Annotated in this window: 12 protein-coding genes; 11 read left to right on the top strand and 1 reads right to left on the bottom strand. The window is 62.6% G+C overall.

Annotation, left to right across the window (positions count from 1 at the left end; all coding sequences use genetic code 11):
• Positions 1-120: 120 nt before the first annotated feature.
• From HMPREF3097_RS03865 to HMPREF3097_RS03840, 6 genes are all read left to right on the top strand, one after another.
• Positions 121-1,275: a hypothetical protein gene (locus HMPREF3097_RS03865; RefSeq protein ID WP_070761060.1), complete on the top strand. Its 1,155-nt coding sequence runs from the start codon at positions 121-123 to the stop codon at positions 1,273-1,275.
• Between the two features lie 361 nt (positions 1,276-1,636).
• The gene (rplJ, locus tag HMPREF3097_RS03860) at positions 1,637-2,149 is read left to right on the top strand and encodes a 50S ribosomal protein L10 (RefSeq protein WP_070761058.1); all 513 of its coding nucleotides are present in this window, start codon (positions 1,637-1,639) and stop codon (positions 2,147-2,149) included.
• A gap of 136 nt (positions 2,150-2,285) precedes the next feature.
• Entirely contained in the window at positions 2,286-2,672 is a 387-nt protein-coding gene (gene rplL, locus HMPREF3097_RS03855) for a 50S ribosomal protein L7/L12 (protein WP_070761056.1), read from the top strand.
• 136 nt (positions 2,673-2,808) lie between these two features.
• A complete protein-coding gene (locus HMPREF3097_RS03850) occupies positions 2,809-3,783 on the top strand; it encodes a cell envelope lipid trafficking protein PgfA (RefSeq protein WP_246821265.1) in 975 nt (324 codons plus the stop codon).
• Between the two features lie 343 nt (positions 3,784-4,126).
• Positions 4,127-7,639, top strand: coding sequence for a DNA-directed RNA polymerase subunit beta (locus HMPREF3097_RS03845; RefSeq protein ID WP_070761052.1), 3,513 nt, complete (start codon positions 4,127-4,129; stop codon positions 7,637-7,639).
• Between the two features lie 86 nt (positions 7,640-7,725).
• Entirely contained in the window at positions 7,726-11,697 is a 3,972-nt protein-coding gene (locus tag HMPREF3097_RS03840) for a DNA-directed RNA polymerase subunit beta' (RefSeq protein WP_070761050.1), read from the top strand.
• Between the two features lie 170 nt (positions 11,698-11,867).
• Here HMPREF3097_RS03840 and HMPREF3097_RS03835 read toward each other — a convergent pair whose 3' ends face one another.
• The gene (locus HMPREF3097_RS03835; RefSeq protein ID WP_070758482.1) at positions 11,868-12,605 is read right to left on the bottom strand and encodes a DUF1707 SHOCT-like domain-containing protein; all 738 of its coding nucleotides are present in this window, start codon (positions 12,603-12,605) and stop codon (positions 11,868-11,870) included.
• A 947-nt stretch (positions 12,606-13,552) separates the two neighbouring features.
• Between HMPREF3097_RS03835 and HMPREF3097_RS03825 the strand changes: the two genes are divergently transcribed.
• From HMPREF3097_RS03825 to fusA, 5 genes are all read left to right on the top strand, one after another.
• Entirely contained in the window at positions 13,553-13,750 is a 198-nt protein-coding gene (locus HMPREF3097_RS03825; protein WP_015381224.1) for a DUF4236 domain-containing protein, read from the top strand.
• Positions 13,751-13,900: 150 nt separating this feature from the next.
• Positions 13,901-15,766: an acyltransferase family protein gene (locus HMPREF3097_RS03820; protein ID WP_246821264.1), complete on the top strand. Its 1,866-nt coding sequence runs from the start codon at positions 13,901-13,903 to the stop codon at positions 15,764-15,766.
• Positions 15,767-16,183: 417 nt separating this feature from the next.
• The gene (rpsL, locus tag HMPREF3097_RS03815; RefSeq protein WP_070758476.1) at positions 16,184-16,555 is read left to right on the top strand and encodes a 30S ribosomal protein S12; all 372 of its coding nucleotides are present in this window, start codon (positions 16,184-16,186) and stop codon (positions 16,553-16,555) included.
• Between the two features lie 3 nt (positions 16,556-16,558).
• On the top strand, positions 16,559-17,029 hold the full coding sequence (rpsG, locus tag HMPREF3097_RS03810; protein WP_070758475.1) for a 30S ribosomal protein S7: 471 nt from the start codon (positions 16,559-16,561) through the stop codon (positions 17,027-17,029).
• Between the two features lie 198 nt (positions 17,030-17,227).
• The gene (gene fusA, locus HMPREF3097_RS03805; RefSeq protein WP_070761044.1) at positions 17,228-19,336 is read left to right on the top strand and encodes an elongation factor G; all 2,109 of its coding nucleotides are present in this window, start codon (positions 17,228-17,230) and stop codon (positions 19,334-19,336) included.
• Positions 19,337-19,742 lie beyond the last annotated feature (406 nt).

The following is a 19,742-nucleotide window of genomic DNA, read 5'->3' as shown; positions in this document are numbered from 1 at the left end:
GAGTGCGGAGAGCAAGGTGATAGCCGCGACGCCAGGGGTTAAGGACTTGAGCGTATCAGCTGCCCCTGGCCGCGAGCTCCACATCGCTGGCGCGTCGATTCTGACCTAGCCTGGGGAGTAATGACTATGGAAGGCCACCAGATCTCAGAGTCCACCCCAAGCGATAAAACTTCCCAGCTTTCAGTGCGCATCGTCGCGGACCCTGGGCTGGTGTCTGCCCAAGTGTCGAAGGTTCTTGATAGCGCGGACTTGCCAGAGGATTGCAGCTTTAACCTCGACACCGAACTGCTGCTCATGGATCCCAACCGCTCCCTGATCGCGCCGGATGTTCCGAGCGGCAGGAGCCCCGCGGATTTGCAGCTGCTCGTCACCGAGCTGCCGCGCTTTAGTGGTGCCACCGTGTTGAGAAGTGAGCTTTATCCGAATCAGGATGTGGCGGTGATCAGCTACCCCACGCTCGGGATGCTCGGCGCCCGCGACGGACTGGCCCAGGAAATAGCGCGCGTGATTGGGGAATACCGCGACTACCTGGCGTCCTCCCAGGGCGAAAGGGAGCAGTCGACGAGGGAGGAAAAGAACAAGTTCAAGACGATGCTCGGCATGATCTCCACAAATCAGCCGCGCCACTCCCTCGGGGCGCTGTCCGGTGCGCTGGCTGCGGGCATCGGGGTCGGCGCCTTCGGCATCTTCTACAGCTCTATTTGGGAAATGGCGGACTACCTCACCATCACCCGCCTGGCCGTGGTCAATATCGTTGCGGTGCTAGCCATGATTCTGTGGCTACTGCTGGATAACAGCCTCTGGGATAAGCCCAGCGCAAAATCTTTCAAGCGGGTCATTGCGCTGTACAACGGTTCGACGCTTCTCACGCTCGCGTTCGCTGTTCTGGGGATGTATGCCATCCTTTTCCTCATCATTTTCGCCGGCGCCGGTGCGATAATTGCCCCAGACTTCATGACGAAGGTGCTGGGTGAGCCGGTCACCGTGGGCACTTATGCCAGGATTTCCTGGCTCGCTGCATCCATGGGCGTGACCGCCGGGGCCCTGGGTTCGAGTTTCAATTCGGACTCCGCGGTCCGGCGGTTGACCCACGGGGCGCGCGAACGGCAGCGGCTGTACTCGCGCAATGAGGATTACGACGAGAACGCCGATGGGACCGGGGAGCACGACTGGGATGGTGCGTGGAGCCAGCGGTCCCAGGAGGCAGCACGCCAGCATTGGCACCAGATGAAACGCCGTGGGGAAGAACCTGAGCAGTACCGCGATGCCGCCTAGGCCGATTTGGTCTTTCGGCTGCTGGGCGTTAAGCTGTCAGGCGAAGTTTTGATATGTTTCAAAGTTTCACCGAAGACCGTCGGTCACTTGGGAAAACGCTTTCCAGCCGTGCTGATCTGATCAGCAAGCTCGTGCGAGCGCTCCCGGGTTGAAGGATCATCGTCATGATGACGGCCCACGCAGGTAACACGAGACGTTTTGTATCGCGCCGCTAGGTTTACGCCAGCGAGCTGCGGTTCCAGAAGCGCCCCGTTGCCCCCTGCGGGTACGGGGCGCTTTGTCGTTGTGAAAGTGTTTCCTTCGTTTCGATCGCCGGTGCACGTACACACGTACACCAGAACATCAGGAAGGAGGCGAGAGTATGGCTAATCCAAAGAACACTGCAGCGCTGCAGGAGCTCAAGGCACGCTTCGAGGAAGCAGACGCCACCGTGCTGACCGAATACCGCGGTCTGTCCGTGGTTGAGACCACCGAGCTTCGTCGCGCGCTGGGTCAGGATGTCACCTACTCCGTCGCCAAGAACACCCTGCTCAAGCTGGCTGCTAAGGAAGCCGGCGTTGAGATTGACGAATCCCTGCTGACTGGTCCTACCGCTGTTGCTTTCATCAAGGGCGAGGCTGTTGACGCAGCTAAGGCCATGAAGGATTTCGGCAAGGATCACGATGCTTTCGTCGTCAAGGGCGGGAACATGGACGGCGCTGCGCTGTCCGCTGAGCAGGTCATGGCTATCGCCGACCTGGACAACCGCGAGACCACCCTGGCCAAGCTGGCCGGTGCTCTCCAGGGTTCCTTGGCAAAGGCTGCTGGACTGTTCAACGCTCCTGCGTCCCAGGTTGCACGCCTCGCGGCTGCCCTGCAGGAGAAGAAGGACTAGTTCCGCCACGCTGGGCGCGAGGGCACGGTGTGCCACCGCGCTGGACCACAAGCCGGTCCACCACAGTAAAAACTTTTAAAAACACTTCGCCGCAGGGTCGATTGCCCAGGCGGCACAACACGAAAGGATGCCTATTATGGCTAAGTTCACCAACGAAGAGCTGCTGGATGCCTTCAAGGAGATGACCCTGATCGAGCTCTCTGAGTTCGTCAAGCTGTTCGAGGAGACCTTCGACGTCACCGCTGCTGCTCCGGTTGCTGCTGTTGCAGCTGCTGGTGGCGCTGAGGGCGGCGCTGCTGCTGAGGAGAAGGACGAGTTCGACGTCGTCCTGGAGGACGCAGGCGCTAAGAAGATCGGCGTCATTAAGGTCGTCCGCGAGGTCGTCTCCGGCCTGGGTCTGAAGGAGGCTAAGGAGCTCGTTGAGGCTGCTCCGAAGGCTCTGCTCGAGGGCGCTTCCAAGGAGGACGCTGAGGCAGCTAAGACTAAGCTGGAAGAGGCCGGCGCAAAGGTCTCCCTCAAGTAATCCAGTTGCCGCGCACAGCGGCCGCGTGATTCACCGCCCCGCAAGGTTCGCCTTGCCGGGGCGGTTTTTGTTGCTGCGCAGAGCCACTTTTCAAAGAAAAAACAGCGTGTCTGCGGGCTGCTGTAGCATGTTCAGCATGAACTCGAAGTCCCGTATCGTTGCTGTGTTTGTGCTCGGCCTGGCCAGCGCCATGATCGTGGCGGGCGTGCTCCTGCCACGGCTCTTCCCCGAGGAGCGGCCGGTGCCGCTGGGGCTGCAGCACACCACTTTCACCTTGGAAGACAAGGATGCGACCGTGGGGCCGGGTTATCTGGGCGTGGGGGAGGATGAGCCCATCCAGGCTCCGGTGGCCCGCCAGTTCAACATGCAACTGGGCCAGCCGGCGACGGAGGAGGAGGCGACGGTGCGCGTCGGCGTCTCCAACGCTCGCACCAACGTGGACGATGATCTGGAGTCCCTGCTGGATGCGCAGGTTTATAGCTATCGGCTGAACCGGACGAACGGTGAGGCGGTGGGGGAGGCCAAGGTCGCAGATTCCCCGGCGACCCCGCCGAAGTCTGTGGAGCTGGAGGGGTCCTGGGCGAAGTTCCCCGTGGATACCCAGCAGCAGAGCTACGAGTACTTCGACTGGACCGCCCGTCATGCCTACCCGGCGGAGTTCCGGGGCACTGAGCGTCGGGAAACCTCTAGCGGTGAGGAGAAGGAGATCTACCTCTTCCGTCAGGAGATTCCGGCGGAAAAGGTCAGCTCCCACTACAGCGGCATCCGCAACGCCATCGTCAAGGACGGCGACCGTGCGGAGCTGTATCACGGTGGCTGGCGCGAGCTGGCGGTGGAGCCGGAGTCCGGCATGATCGTCGGCATCGAGGAGCACATCCAGGACGAATACCGCAACGCCGAAGGGAAGGCGGTGGAGCCCCTGCTGACCTTTGAAGGCCGCACGACCGAGGCCAATGAGCGCCAGATGTTGGACCAGGCAGACGAGCTCGGTGGCAAGCGTTCCACGGAGAAGTGGGGTCGTGGGGTGTTCTGGGCCGGCGTGATCCTGCTGCTCGCCGCACTGGTGGTGGCGCTGCGCCGTGAGCGCAAGCGCCGGGCTACAAGCGTGTAATTTTGCGCCCGCCGAAGCGGACAGATACTATCAGCCTGATCAGTATCCACGGGGGTGGACATTTGGGGGCTACTACTATATGGTAGTTCGTTGCGCTGGTTAAATTCTGAACCCTTGTGGGCAGGCGAGTTGAGAGATGATGATCTCACCAACAATCGGCCTTGGCAATGAGCTTCCCTCCAGCAGTTACAGACTGCGGGAAAGCGGATTTGACAAGGTCCTTTAGGCATTCCTGCTTATCCGGCGTTCAGAGTAACACCACCGATATAGACCACCACGAAAAATCGTACGCTCACGCAACCGTTTCCCAGCCTGGCTCCACCCAGGCAAGGAGAAACGCTTAGTGCTGGAAGGACCCATCTTGGCAGTCTCCCGCCAGACAAGTTCAGTGGCCGGAATCCCCGGAGCTTCGACTCGCTACTCTTTCGCGAAGATCGACGCACCGATCGAGGTTCCAGGCCTTCTTGACCTCCAACGAGAGTCCTTCGCCTGGCTCGTCGGCGCCCCGGAGTGGCGCGCCCGCAGGCAGGCCGAGGCTGGGGAGGGAGTCCGCGTCACGAGCGGACTGGAGGACATCCTCGAAGAGCTGTCCCCCATTGAGGATTATTCGGAAAACATGTCCCTCACGCTCTCGGAGCCACGCTTCGACGACGTGAAGACCTCCATCGACGAGGCCAAGGAAAAGGACATCAACTACGCGGCACCGCTGTACGTGACCGCGGAGTTCACCAACGCCCAGTCCGGCGAAATTAAGTCCCAGACCGTCTTCATCGGCGACTTCCCGATGATGACCGACAAGGGCACCTTCATCATCAACGGCACCGAGCGCGTCGTCGTCTCCCAGCTGGTCCGCTCCCCGGGCGTGTACTTCGACGAGTCGATCGACACCTCCACCGAGCGCCCGCTGCACGGCGTGAAGGTCATCCCGTCCCGCGGTGCATGGCTGGAGTTCGACGTCGACAAGCGCGACACCGTCGGCGTCCGCATCGACCGTAAGCGTCGCCAGCCGGTGACCGTCCTGCTGAAGGCCCTCGGCCTGACCACCCAGGAGATCACCGACCGCTTCGGCTTCTCCGAGATCATGATGTCCACCCTCGAGAAGGATGGCGTCGAGAACACGGACGAGGCACTGCTGGAGATCTACCGCAAGCAGCGTCCAGGCGAGTCCCCGACCCGCGACTCCGCGCAGGCCCTGCTGGAGAACTCCTTCTTCCGCCCGAAGCGCTACGACCTGGCGAAGGTCGGCCGCTACAAGGTCAACCGCAAGCTCGGCCTCGGTGGCGACACCGACGGCGCCATGACACTCACCGAGGAAGACATCCTCACCACGATCGAGTACCTCGTCCGCCTGCACGCTGGCGAGCGCACCATGACCTCCCCGGAGGGCGTGGAGATCCCGATCGAGGTCGACGACATCGACCACTTCGGTAACCGCCGCCTGCGTACGGTCGGCGAGCTGATCCAGAACCAGGTCCGGGTTGGGCTGTCCCGCATGGAGCGCGTCGTCCGCGAGCGCATGACCACGCAGGACGCCGAGTCCATCACCCCGACCTCCCTGATCAACGTGCGTCCGGTCTCGGCAGCGATCCGCGAGTTCTTCGGTACCTCGCAGCTGTCCCAGTTCATGGACCAGAACAACTCCCTGTCCGGCCTGACCCACAAGCGCCGTCTGTCCGCGCTGGGTCCGGGTGGTCTGTCCCGTGAGCGCGCTGGCCTCGAGGTTCGCGACGTTCACCCGTCTCACTACGGCCGCATGTGCCCGATTGAGACCCCAGAGGGCCCGAACATTGGTCTGATCGGTTCCCTGTCCTCCTACGCCCGCGTGAACCCGTTCGGCTTCATCGAGACGCCGTACCGCCGCGTCGTCGATGGTCAGATCACCGACGAGGTCGAGTACTTCACCGCGGATGAAGAGGACCGTCACGTCATCGCTCAGGCGAATACGCCGTTCGATGCGGACATGAAGTTCACTGAGGACCAGATTGAGGTCCGTCTGCGCGGCGGCGACGTGGAGGTCGTCCCGGCAAGCCAGGTGGATTACATGGACGTCTCCCCGCGCCAGATGGTCTCCGTCGCAACCGCGATGATTCCGTTCCTGGAGCACGACGACGCCAACCGTGCCCTCATGGGTGCGAACATGCAGCGTCAGGCTGTGCCACTGCTGCGCGCCGAGGCCCCGTACGTCGGTACCGGTATCGAGCAGCGCGCTGCGTACGACGCCGGTGACCTGATCATCGCCCCGAAGGCTGGTGTGGTGGAGTACGTCTCCGCTGACTACATCACCATCATGGACGATGAGGGCATCCGCGATACCTTCATGCTGCGCAAGTTCGAGCGCACCAACCAGGGCACCAGCTACAACCAGAAGCCGCTGGTCAATCAGGGCGACCGCGTCGAGGCCGGCCAGGTCATCGCCGACGGTCCGGGCACCGATAACGGTGAGATGGCGCTGGGTAAGAACCTGCTCGTCGCCTTCATGCCGTGGGAGGGCCACAACTACGAGGATGCGATCATCCTCTCCCAGCGCATGGTTGAGGAAGACGTGCTGACCTCGATCCACATCGAGGAGTACGAGATCGACGCCCGCGACACCAAGCTGGGCCCGGAGGAGATCACCCGCGACATCCCGAACGTCGGCGAGGACGTCCTTGCTGACCTGGATGAGCGCGGTATCGTCCGCATCGGTGCGGACGTCCGCGACGGTGACATCCTCGTCGGTAAGGTCACCCCGAAGGGTGAGACGGAGCTGACCCCGGAGGAGCGCCTGCTGCGCGCCATCTTCGGTGAGAAGGCCCGCGAGGTTCGCGATACCTCCATGAAGGTCCCGCACGGTGAGACCGGCAAGGTCATCGGCGTGCGCGTCTTCTCCCGTGAGGACGACGACGACCTCGCCGCTGGCGTCAACGAGATGGTTCGCGTCTACGTCGCCCAGAAGCGCAAGATCCAGGACGGCGATAAGCTCGCCGGCCGCCACGGCAACAAGGGTGTCGTCGGCAAGATCCTGCCGCAGGAGGACATGCCGTTCCTGCCGGACGGTACCCCGGTGGACATCATCCTGAACACCCACGGTGTGCCGCGTCGTATGAACATTGGTCAGGTCCTGGAGGTGCACCTGGGCTGGCTGGCGAAGGCCGGTTGGCAGGTCGACACCAACTCCGAGGACCCGAAGATCAAGGCCATGCTGGAGACGCTGCCGGAGGATCTCTACGACGTTCCGGCCGACTCCCTGACCTCCACCCCGGTGTTCGACGGTGCGTCCAACGCCGAGCTGTCCGGTCTGCTGCGCTCCTCGCGCCCGAACCGCGACGGTATCCGCCTGGTGGATGACTTCGGTAAGGCGCAGCTGATCGACGGCCGTACTGGTGAGCCATACGAGCACCCGATCTCCGTGGGCTACATGTACATGCTGAAGCTGCACCACCTGGTCGACGAGAAGATTCACGCCCGTTCCACCGGTCCTTACCCCATGATTACCCAGCAGCCGCTGGGTGGTAAGGCCCAGTTCGGTGGCCAGCGCTTCGGCGAGATGGAGGTGTGGGCAATGCAGGCATACGGTGCCGCCTACACCCTGCAGGAGCTTCTGACCATCAAGTCCGATGACGTGGTGGGCCGCGTGAAGGTCTACGAGGCGATCGTGAAGGGCGAGAACATCCCGGATCCGGGTATCCCAGAGTCCTTCAAGGTCCTCCTCAAGGAGCTGCAGTCCCTGTGCCTAAACGTTGAGGTTCTGGCTGCGGACGGCACCCCAATGGAGCTGTCCTCCGATGATGACGACGAGCTTGAGTCCGCAAACGCAGCGCTGGGTATTAACCTGCAGCGCGATGAGCGTCCAGACGCCGACATCGACGTCGGCTAACGCTCAAGGCTTCGCGCACTTTCAGATTCTGACCTAGGTTCACCCACAATGGCCCTCCACATTCTTGGAGGGGAAAGGAAGTCCACGTGCTGGACGTCAACTTCTTCGACGAACTACGCATTGGCCTGGCCACGGCCGATGACATCCGTCGCTGGTCGCGCGGCGAGGTAAAGAAGCCCGAGACGATCAACTACCGCACCCTCAAGCCAGAGAAGGACGGTCTGTTCTGCGAGCGCATTTTCGGGCCGACCCGCGACTGGGAGTGCTCCTGCGGTAAGTACAAGCGTGTCCGCTACAAGGGCATCATCTGTGAGCGCTGTGGCGTCGAGGTGACCAAGTCCAAGGTTCGCCGTGAGCGCATGGGCCACATCGAGCTGGCCGCTCCGGTGACCCACATTTGGTACTTCAAGGGCGTTCCGTCCCGCCTCGGCTACCTGCTGGATCTGGCCCCGAAGGATCTCGAGAAGATCATCTACTTCGCAGCCAACATCATCACCTCTGTCGATGAGGAGGCTCGTCACAGCGACCAGACGACCCTCGAGGCAGAGATGCTGCTCGAGAAGAAGGAGGTCGAGCAGGAGCGCGACGCTGACCTGGCCGACCGTGCCAAGACTCTCGAGGAGGACCTCGCGGAGCTCGAGGCTGCCGGCGCGAAGGCCGACGCCAAGAAGAAGGTGCAGAACGCCGCTGACCGCGAGATGCGCCACATCCGTGAGCGCGCTGAGCGCGAGGTGGAGCGCCTCGACGAGATCTGGAACACCTTCGTCAAGCTCGCCCCGAAGCAGATGATCGCGGACGAGACCCTCTACGAGGAGCTGCTCGACCGCTACGAGGATTACTTCACCGGCGGCATGGGCGCGGAGGCTATCCAGACCCTGATCCGCAACTTCGACCTCGAGGCCGAGGCCGAGTCCCTGCGTGAGGTCATCCGCGACGGCAAGGGCCAGCGCAAGCTGCGCGCCCTGAAGCGCCTGAAGGTTGTCGCTGCGTTCCTGCGCTCCGGCAACGACCCGGCCGGCATGGTCCTGGACTGCATCCCGGTTATCCCGCCGGAGCTGCGCCCGATGGTTCAGCTGGACGGTGGCCGCTTCGCGACCTCCGACCTGAACGACCTGTACCGTCGCGTCATCAACCGCAACAACCGCCTGAAGCGCATGCTGGATCTCGGCGCCCCTGAGATCATCGTGAACAACGAGAAGCGCATGCTGCAGGAGTCTGTGGACGCGCTGTTCGACAACGGCCGCCGCGGCCGTCCGGTCACCGGCCCGGGCAACCGTCCGCTGAAGTCCCTCTCCGACCTGCTGAAGGGTAAGCAGGGCCGCTTCCGCCAGAACCTGCTGGGTAAGCGCGTGGACTACTCCGGCCGTTCGGTGATTATCGTTGGTCCGCAGCTGAAGCTGCACCAGTGTGGTCTGCCGAAGCTGATGGCCCTGGAGCTGTTCAAGCCTTTCGTGATGAAGCGCCTGGTGGAGAAGTCCTACGCGCAGAACATCAAGTCCGCGAAGCGCATGGTTGAGCGCCAGCGCCCAGAGGTGTGGGATGTTCTGGAAGAGGCCATCGCCGAGCACCCGGTCATGCTGAACCGTGCACCAACGCTGCACCGCCTGGGTATCCAGGCCTTCGAGCCCGTGCTGATTGAGGGTAAGGCTATTCAGCTGCACCCGCTGGCCTGTGAGGCCTTCAACGCGGACTTCGATGGTGACCAGATGGCAGTCCACCTGCCGCTGTCCGACGAGGCACAGGCTGAGGCCCGCATCCTGATGCTGGCTTCCAACAACATCCTGTCCCCGGCCTCCGGTAAGCCGCTGGCTATGCCGCGTCTGGACATGGTCACCGGCCTGTACTACCTGACCCTGACCAAGGGCAAGGAGGAGTTCGGCGGCCAGGGTGCCTTCACCGAGGCCACCGACCAGGGCCCGGCAACCGGCGTGTACACCTCCCTGGCGGAGGCCATCATGGCCTACGACCGTGGTGTGCTTGGCCTGCAGGCACCGATCCACGTCCGCATCGACCACCTCCGCCCGCCGGCTGAGGTTGAGGCGGAGCAGTTCCCGGATGGTTGGCAGAAGGGCCAGACCTGGACCGCCGAGACCACCCTGGGGCGCGTGCAGTTCAACGAGCTGCTGCCGTGGAACTACCCGTACGTCGAAGGCGTGATGGACAAGAAGAACCAGGCCGTCGTCATTAACGACCTGGCAGCGAAGTACCCGATGATCACCGTCGCGCAGACGGTGGACAAGCTGAAGGACGCTGGCTTCTACTGGGCAACCCGCTCCGGTGTGACCATCACCATGCACGACGTGCTGGTTCTGCCGAATAAGCAGGAGATCCTCGACGAGTACGAGGCCAAGGCACAGCGCATCGAGAAGAAGCTGGCCCGAGGCAAGATCAACGAGTCCGAGCGCTACCAGTCCCTGGTTGACCTGTGGAAGGAAGCAACGGACTTCGTCGGTGAGTCGGTGGAGAAGCTCTACCCGGATGACAACCCGATCCCGATGATCGTGAAGTCCGGTGCTGCCGGTAACATGCGCCAGATCTGGACCCTGGCCGGCATGAAGGGCATGGTCACGAACTCCCGCGGTGACTACATCACCCGCCCGGTGAAGACCTCCTTCCGTGAGGGCCTGTCCGTGCTCGAGTACTTCAATAACTCCCACGGTTCCCGTAAGGGTCTGGCGGATACGGCACTGCGTACCGCTGACTCCGGTTACCTCACCCGTCGTCTGGTGGACGTCGCGCAGGACGTCATCGTCCGCGAGGACGACTGTGGCACCAAGCAGGGCGTTGTCCTGGACGTCTGCACCCCGGTGCTGGACGCCAACGGCGAGAAGACCGGCGAGTTCGCTCGCGCGGACTTCGTCGAGACCTCCGTGCTGGGCCGCTTCTTGGCTGCCGACGCCATCGGCGCGAACGGCGAGGTTGTGTGCGAGGCCGGTGCGATCATCGGCGAGCTGGAGCTGGCTGAGCTGGTCAAGGCTGGTGTGGAGACCGTCAAGGCTCGTTCTGTCATGACCTGTGGCACCGCCACCGGCGTGTGCTCCACCTGCTACGGCAAGTCCATGGCGACGGGTAAGAAGGTCGAGATCGGCGAGGCTGTCGGTATCGTGGCTGCCCAGTCCATTGGTGAGCCGGGTACCCAGCTGACGATGCGTACCTTCCACCTCGGTGGTGTTGGTGGCGATATTACGGGTGGTCTGCCGCGTGTTCAGGAGCTGTTCGAGGCTCGTGTTCCGAAGGCGAAGTCCCCGATCGCTTCCGTGGACGGCAAGATCAAGATCGAGGACGACGACGCGTTCTTCACCCTCACGATCATCCCGGACGATGGTTCCGAGGAGGTTGTGTACGAGAAGCTGTCGAAGCGTCAGGGTCTGGCAACGCTGGGCACCGGTGGCGTGGAGCGTCCGCTCCGCGACGGTGACCACGTGAAGATGGGCCAGCAGCTGCTGAAGGGCGCTGCGGATCCGCACGAGGTGCTTCGCGTGATGGGTCGCCGTGGCGTGCAGCAGCACCTGATCAACGAGGTGCAGAAGGTGTACCGCGATCAGGGTGTGGCTATTCACGACAAGCACATCGAGATCATCGTGCGCCAGATGCTGCGTCGCGTGACGGTCATCGACTCCGGTTCCACGGAGTACCTGCCGGGCTCCCTGGTGGATCACTCCGACGCGGTGGCCGCGTCGAAGGAGGCCGTGAAGACGGGTGGCCGCCCGGTCGAGGTTCGCGCCGAGATCATGGGTATCACCAAGGCTTCCCTGGCAACCGAGTCCTGGCTGTCCGCCGCTTCCTTCCAGGAGACCACTCGCGTGCTGACGGACGCTGCGATCAACAAGCGTTCCGATAAGCTCATCGGTCTCAAGGAGAACGTGATCATCGGTAAGCTGATCCCGGCTGGTACGGGTATCGCCCGCTACCGCAACATCCAGGTCCAGCCGACCGAGGAGGCTCGTGCCGCGGCGTTCACGCTGCCGTCCACCTTCGGTGACGGTTTCTACGGTGACGAGGGCTACGGTGAGTTCACCGGCGCGTCCGTCCCGCTGGATGACCTCGGCCTGCACTAAGGCTTAGGATCTCGGGCTTAGACCGAGAGCGTTAAGGCCCCAGGGTTTGAAAACCCTGGGGCCTTTTGCTGTGCGCGGGGAGGGGGGGACGGGGCTTCGGGGATGGGGGAGCGGGCGCAGCGGAAATGAGCGCCGATACGAGCGAAGGGGTGCGGCAGTGCCGGCCCCGCTTAGTCCAGGCGCAAGACGCGCACGGTGACGGAGCCGAGGTTGTGCGAGCCCGTGATGCGCAGCGTCGGCGCGTTCGCGGGGAGCTGCTCCGGTGGGACAGCGCCGCGGGCGACCTTGAAGGTCGTCTCCCCGAAGGAACCGTCGGTGTCGATGTGCACGCGGATGCCCTCTGGAACGAGGATCTTGACCTCCCCGAATGCGGCCCCCACGTCGATGGTGGTGTGGTGCGAGGCCAGGCGCGCGGCGAGAAGGTCGACAGTCACTGTTCCGGCGTGCGCTCGGATCTCCTGGTAGGCGGGCACGGTCCAGTGGTGGAGCCGGCGATCAGAGAATAGAGCCTGCACCCTGTTGTTGGGCAGGTTCTCGCCGGTGACCATCTGGTTGGCGAAGTAGGCGACCTCTTCCGGGGATCGCGTGGGTACCGCCGGGCGGTTGAAGTTGGTGAGCTTCTCCCAGAAGCTTTGCCCATTGTTCGTGGGTGCGGGCCGCTGCGTGGGCGTGCTCGGGCTCGGCGGGGCAGCGGGGGTTGTCGGGTGGCCGTAGAGTGCCGTGCGCGGGTCGAGGAAGAGATCGGTCAGCGGCACGAGCAGCTCGCCACGGGTCTGGGCGACGATGCACTGCTGCACCCGCTCGTCGAACTCCGCGATGCTGATCTGGCCTCGGCCAAGTGCGTCGTGGAGGAGAGCTTGGGCGCGGTTGCGGTCGTTGTCATCGCAACGGAGGGCGTCGTCGTTCATGGCTAAGAGGATAGTTGAGTCGCGCGCTTCGCGGATACCCATGGATCTTGCGCAGCGAGCTGTGGACTCCGTCTGCAATATTCGGCTTTAGCTGCAGAAAAGTGCCCTCTGTGGGGTACTGGGCGTGGCTGCAAGCCTTGTCCGATCCCTAACCGTGCTGTGGCACCTTCACCTCACCGAAGTCGCCCGCGCAGCTCATCGACGTATTAGTTTCTTGAGCTCTCGCAGCCGTCGGAGCTGAGCAATTGCCACCGGGAATCTTCACGATCTGGGCGTTGCCGTGGTTATAAGCATCATAAGGCATGCCGTTCGCGTACCCCTGCATTGCTTCCAACCCCGCAGCGCAATCCGTGCCGGCGGTGACTGCGTATACCTTCTGGTTCACCACCGGCTCGCTGGGCTGCGAGAAATCACGAGTTTTTACCTGCCCGCAATAATCCCCAGGCTGCGTATCCGCGGGTGCGGCGTTCGGGGTCGGCTTTCCTGCTACCGGGGACGCCTCACCCTCCGATTCTCCCGCGCTCTGAGGTCGTGCCGAAGCAGTGCTTCTGTCCTGAACGGGAGGTTTTTCGGCGTCGGACGGTTGTGGCTTCCTCGAGCTACTCGAGGTTTCGGGAGCGGTGTTTGCCGTGGTCGAGGATTCGGATGCAGTGGTGCTGGTCGGAGTCGAGGGCTGTGAGGCGTTGGGGGTGTCCTCGGAATTGCAGCCGGAGAGTAGGCCGGCTGCGAGCAACGGTGCGACGATCGCGACGGCACGCGGCGAACGGTGCAAAGTTGTGCGTCCTGAGGCTGGCTGGGCGTTTCCAATACGGGTTGTGGTCATCATGGGGGAGACTGTAGCGCGCAGTGCGGACACGGGTGCCGGTTTTCCCTCACAGGAAGGTGAGGGGGCCGTAGATTATTCACCGTTGAGTCGGACGAAGATGTAGCCGCTAGACTCTTGCCCCATGGGAATCTTTTTTCGTGAGTCCAAGAAGGTCGGCCGCAACGGCCGCGTCAACGTCTCCAGTGGCGGGGTGGGTGGCTCCTACAAGCTGGGCCCGGCCCGCATCACCCAGAAGGCCAATGGGCAGCAGATGATCCGCATCCAAACTGGCATCCCGGGCCTGAATTTCACCAAAACTTTCGGCAAGAAGCGCCGCTAAAAACCTGCTGCACGGTTCTCGCCTGCCTGCGACGGGAAGGTGAGCTGGGCGTTAACTGAACATGGCCATAAAGCCCTCTCTTTGGCTGCAAGATTGCCCGCCTGTGGTGCTAATCTCACTTGGTGGCAATTCGAGCCGGAGGGAGTAGAAGTGCACGTCCGAATTCGTCAGATCGCGGGTCTCGACGGGCTGCGAGGGGTCGCGGTGGCAGCCGTGGTGCTGTACCACTTCTTCGGCGACATCCTGCCCGGCGGGTTCATGGGCGTGGACGTCTTCTTCGTGCTCTCCGGCTTCCTCATCACGTCGATTCTGCTGCGCGAAGTTGCCCTCACCCAGGGCGTGAGCTTCCGGGTCTTCTGGAGGCGACGCCTGCGGCGCATCGCCCCGTTGGCCCTGTTCGTTCTCATCATGACGACGGCCGTGGTGGGGACGATCGGTGGCGATCTTGCGGTGAAGCTGCGCGCCCAGTTTTTAGGTACTGCGTTCTTCGTCAATAACTGGGTGCAGATCGCGAACTCTGAGTCCTATTTCGCGAAGTCGGATATCCAGGTCACTGCACACTATTGGTCGCTGGCGATTGAGGAGCAGTACTACCTGATCTGGCCGATTCTGGTCTGGTTGGTGCTGCTCGCCGTGCGGCGCAACGCGACTCGCTTCCGCCCGCGCATGGCGGTCCTGACGGCGGTGTTGGCCGTCGCCTCCATGGTCGCGATGGCGGTGATCTTCGATCCGCAGCAGGACCCGTCGCGGGTCTACTACGGCACGGATACTCACGCTTTTGGTCTGCTGCTCGGTTCGCTGGTCGCACTCCTGCTGACCTCCCCGGTGCGTTCCCGGGTCGCGGACTCGCATCCGCGCCGCCTCAACTGGTTCAAGCATCAGCTGCTCGCGGACTGGGTCCCCGCCCTGGCCTTCGTGGGGCTCGTGGCGATGATGATGACCGTGCACGCGGAAAGTGCGTTCACCTACCGTGGCGGGCTGGTCATCGCCAGCCTGTTGACCTCTGTGGTCGTGATGGGGCTGGCGCGCGGCGATAATGCCATCGACGAGTGGATGAATATCCGGGTGCTCCGCTGGCTGGGGCACCGGTCCTTCTCCATCTACCTGTGGCACTGGCCGATCGTGATGGTTCTGCCGGTGCTGGCCCCCAAGGCGCCCGACTGGCTCATCGGCATCGTGGCTGTAATCCTTACTGCTCTGATCTCCGAGTGGAGCTTTAATCACATCGAAACCCCGTTCCGGCGCCACGGTTACCGCAAGACGATCAAGGGCTGGTTTAGTGGTGGAGTGATGCGCAAACTGAGTGTCGGATTCGCCGTCGTCCTCGTGGGGGCGCTGACCGCCTGCGGGCTGGCCACCGCTCCTTCGGAGTCGAGCCTGGAAAAGGACCTGAAGGAAAAGTCCGAGCGCCTGCAGAAGGCCAACGAGGAAGCAGCGAAGACCACCCCGCCCGTCCCGAAGGATGGCAGCAAGATCCCGGTCGAGGATCGCAAGATGCCTTCCGGCAACAAGATCAGCATGGTCGGTGACTCCGTGATGCTGGCCTCCGTGGACGCGCTGCAGGAGAAGTTCCCTGGAACGACCGTGGACGCAGCACAGAGCAGGCACTACATCGCGGCACTGCCGATCCTGCAGCAGATGTCGGACGCCGGAACGCTGCGCGAGTTCGTGGTGCTCGGCCTGGGCACCAATGGCCCCTCCGACGGCGCGGGGGACCCGGAGATGCTGAAGAAGATCCGGGAGGCCGTGGGCAAGGATCGCGTCATTATCTACGTGATGCCCTACGGTGACCGTGACTGGATGGCGCACGCCAACGAGGAGCTCATCGCGGAGGCGAAGAAGACTCCGAACGTTTACCTCGCGAACTGGTGCGAGGCAGCGAAGGAGAACGACGACTTCGTCGACGGCATCCACCCAGGCGAAAAGGGCGCGAAGGTCTACGCCGGCGCGGTGAAGGATGCGCTCAAGCAGTGGAAGAGCGGCAAGAAGGATATTCCACAGAGCTGCAGCATGTAGCTCGCGGTGAGGGATAAGGCGACAGCGCGGCCGGGGGGGGATGTGAGGCTGGGCTGGGGCAGTTAGCGCCAGCCAGGGTCCCCCGCAGCCGCCTACCGGCACATGCGCCTGGAGTTGCGCCCGGAATCACTTCCGAGCGCATTTGGTTTCCAGCGTTCACTGCGGTATTCTGACCGGCGTAGATTGTATTGCTCCGATGGCGCGTACCGAATGGGAAACGGCAGAGGGTGCTTAATACAGGGATCTTCGTGCCGAGTGCGCGGAGTGATACAAAACGGTAGTGGCCCCGGAAAAGAGCCCCCATTTTTTGCTGTTCAAGGGTGTTTTCGCTCAGTTCGGCAAGTGGGTGCCCCGCCAGGGGGTTCACGACATACCGAGGCTTCTGCAAGTTTAAAACCCAAAGAAGAAAGTCTATCTATGCCAACTATTCAGCAGCTGATCCGCAAGGGTCGCCACGATAAGCCGGGCAAGGTTGCGACCGCCGGTCTGAAGGGCTCCCCGCAGCGTCGTGGCGTGTGCACCCGCGTGTACACCACCACCCCGAAGAAGCCGAACTCGGCTCTGCGTAAGGTCGCCCGTGTCCGCCTGACCTCCGGCATCGAGGTCTCCGCTTACATCCCAGGTGAGGGCCACAACCTCCAGGAGCACTCCATGGTGCTCGTCCGCGGTGGTCGTGTGAAGGACCTCCCGGGTGTTCGCTACAAGATCGTCCGTGGCGCTCTGGATACCCAGGGTGTCAAGGACCGTAAGCAGGCACGTTCCCGCTACGGCGTCAAGAAGGAGAAGTAAGCCATGCCACGTAAAGGTCCAGTAGCACAGCGCCCACTCGTCAAGGACCCGGTGTACGGCGACGTCCTCGTCTCCCAGCTGGTCAACAAGATCCTGATCGACGGCAAGAAGTCCACCGCTGAGCGCATCGTCTACGGTGCCCTCGAGCAGTGCCGCGAGAAGACCGGCACCGACCCGGTCCTGACCCTGAAGAAGGCACTCGACAACGTTAAGCCGGCCCTCGAGGTTCGTTCCCGCCGCGTCGGTGGCGCAACCTACCAGGTCCCGGTCGACGTCCGTCCGGGCCGTTCCACCACCCTGGCGCTGCGTTGGCTCGTCACCTTCAGCCGCCAGCGTCGCGAGAACTCCATGGTTGAGCGTCTCGCCAACGAGATCCTCGATGCCTCCAACGGCCTGGGCGCTTCCGTGAAGCGTCGCGAGGACATTCACAAGATGGCTGAGGCTAACCGCGCCTTCGCTCACTACCGCTGGTAGTCGCTTGACCGGCTGGCCGCGGTCGCTGCGGCCAGCCCAGGCGGGAGTAGTGGGGGAGGGAAAACTCCCCCTACTCCAGGCGGCCATAAAAATGGCAAAATAGAACCTGAACAGACCAATGCGGCTCGCTAGGCCTTATGCGACCAACAACCTTAAGGTCCGGGCCGCTCGACAACGATTGAGCGGAGTTTTTAACCAGTGGCACTCGAAGCACTGACCGACCTGAAGAAGGTCCGCAACATCGGCATCATGGCCCACATCGATGCCGGTAAGACCACCACCACCGAACGCATCCTCTTCTACACCGGTATCAACCGTAAGGTGGGCGAGACCCACGACGGTGCATCCACGATGGACTGGATGGACCAGGAGAAGGAGCGCGGCATCACGATTACGTCCGCCGCGACGACCTGCTTCTGGAACGACAACCAGATCAACCTGATCGATACCCCGGGTCACGTCGACTTCACCGTTGAGGTCGAGCGTTCCCTGCGTGTCCTGGACGGCGCTGTTGCTGTCTTCGACGCGAAGGAAGGCGTTGAGCCGCAGTCTGAGCAGGTCTGGCGCCAGGCTGATAAGTACGACGTCCCGCGCATCTGCTTCGTCAACAAGATGGACAAGCTGGGTGCGGACTTCTACCACACCGTGCAGACCATCATCGACCGCCTCGGCGCGAAGCCGCTGGTCATGGAGCTGCCGATCGGCGCTGAGGACAACTTCGAGGGTGTCGTCGACCTGCTGCAGATGAAGGCCCTGATGTGGCCAGGCGTCGTTGCTGCAGGCACCGAGCCGACCATCGAGGAGATCCCGGCCGACCTGCAGGAGAAGGCTGAGGAGTACCGCGAGAAGCTGATCGAGGCTGTCGCGGAGTCCGACGAAGAGCTCATGGAGCGCTACTTCGCCGGCGAGGAGATCACCGTCGACGAGATCAAGAAGCAGATCCGTCAGCTCACCATCAACGGCGAGGCATACCCGGTCTTCTGTGGTACCGCCTACAAGAACAAGGGCATCCAGCCGATCCTGGACGCCATCATCGACTACCTGCCGAACCCGATGGACGTCGGCTCGATCAAGGGCTTCGACCCGAAGGACCGCGAGGTTGAGCGCAACCGCAAGCCGTCCCGCGACGAGCCGTTCTCCGCGCTGGCGTTCAAGGTCGCTGTTCACCCGTTCTTCGGCAAGCTGACCTACGTCCGCGTCTACTCCGGCTCCGTGGAGACCGGCGACAAGATCGTCAACTCCACCAAGGAAAAGCCGGAGCGCGTCGGCAAGCTGTTCCAGATGCACTCCAACAAGGAGCAGCCGGTTGACCGCGCATCCGCTGGTCACATCTACGCCTTCATCGGCCTGAAGGACACTTCCACCGGTGACACCCTGTCCGACGCCGCTAACCCGGTCGTTCTCGAGGACATGGACTTCCCGGACCCGGTCATCGAGGTGGCTATCGAGCCGAAGACCAAGTCCGACCAGGAGAAGCTGGGTACCGCCATCCAGAAGCTGGCGGAAGAGGACCCGACCTTCACCGTGAAGCTGGACGAGGAGACCGGCCAGACCGTCATCGGCGGTATGGGCGAGCTGCACCTCGACGTGCTGGTGGACCGCATGAAGCGCGAGTTCAAGGTCGAGGCAAACGTTGGTGCTCCGCAGGTTGCTTACCGCGAGACCATCAAGAAGCCGGTCGAGAAGCTCGAGTACACGCACAAGAAGCAGACCGGTGGTTCCGGTCAGTTCGCTCGCGTCATCATCGCTCTGGAGCCGCTGGAGCCGGAGGAGGGCTCCGAGGAGACCTACGAGTTCATCGACGAGGTCACCGGTGGCCGTATTCCGAAGGAGTACATCCCGTCGGTCGACCAGGGTATCCAGGACGCCATGCAGTACGGCTACCTCGCTGGCTTCCCGCTGGTGAACATCAAGGCCACCCTGCTGGACGGTGCTTACCACGAGGTTGACTCCTCCGAGATGGCCTTCAAGCTGGCTGGTTCCATGGCTCTCAAGGAGGCCGTGGCGAAGGCTAAGCCGGTTCTGCTGGAGCCGATGATGGCCGTGGAGATCATCACCCCTGAGGAGTACATGGGTGAGGTCATCGGTGACGTCAACTCCCGCCGTGGCTCTGTGTCTTCCATGGAGGACCGCTCCGGCGCGAAGGTCGTTAAGGCCCGCGTCCCGCTGTCCCAGATGTTCGGCTACGTTGGCGACCTGCGTTCCAAGACCCAGGGCCGCGCCAACTACTCCATGATCTTCGACTCCTACGCTGAGGTTCCTCAGAACGTGGCTGAGGAGATCATCGCCGAGCGCACCGGCAAGTAGTTCCCGATGCGGGGTGGGCTAGCTGCTAGTGCTAGCTAGCCTCCCGACGTCGAGGTTCTACACCTTTAAGCCCGCCCGGGTGCGGTCCACGCGAGTGGAACCGCGCGAAACCTGGGCAAACACCGACCCCGCGCCTGCGGGGTGGGGTAGGGGCTTGCACGTCGCACCATCGAAGTTTTTAAAGTACTTCACATTTGAGTATGATGCGGTGTGCTGGCCGTTACCCACTTGGAGAGCCTTAAGAGTTCTTCAGGGTGGCTGAGATCAAGCGCCAGCGCGTCTGGTTGCTGATTTCAGGACAGTATGTAATCGGCATAATAAATTTCGGTTTGTCAGCTACCTGCCGTTAAGAGGTAAAATGGTGAACCGGAGAAGTAAATCAATGTGGCTGCGAGAGTCGTAGCCA

The organism is Corynebacterium sp. HMSC27B11, from assembly GCF_001815985.1.
Lineage (GTDB): Bacteria > Actinomycetota > Actinomycetes > Mycobacteriales > Mycobacteriaceae > Corynebacterium.
Note: the sequence above shows the minus strand (reverse complement) of the source record. Positions and strands in the feature narration are given on the sequence as shown.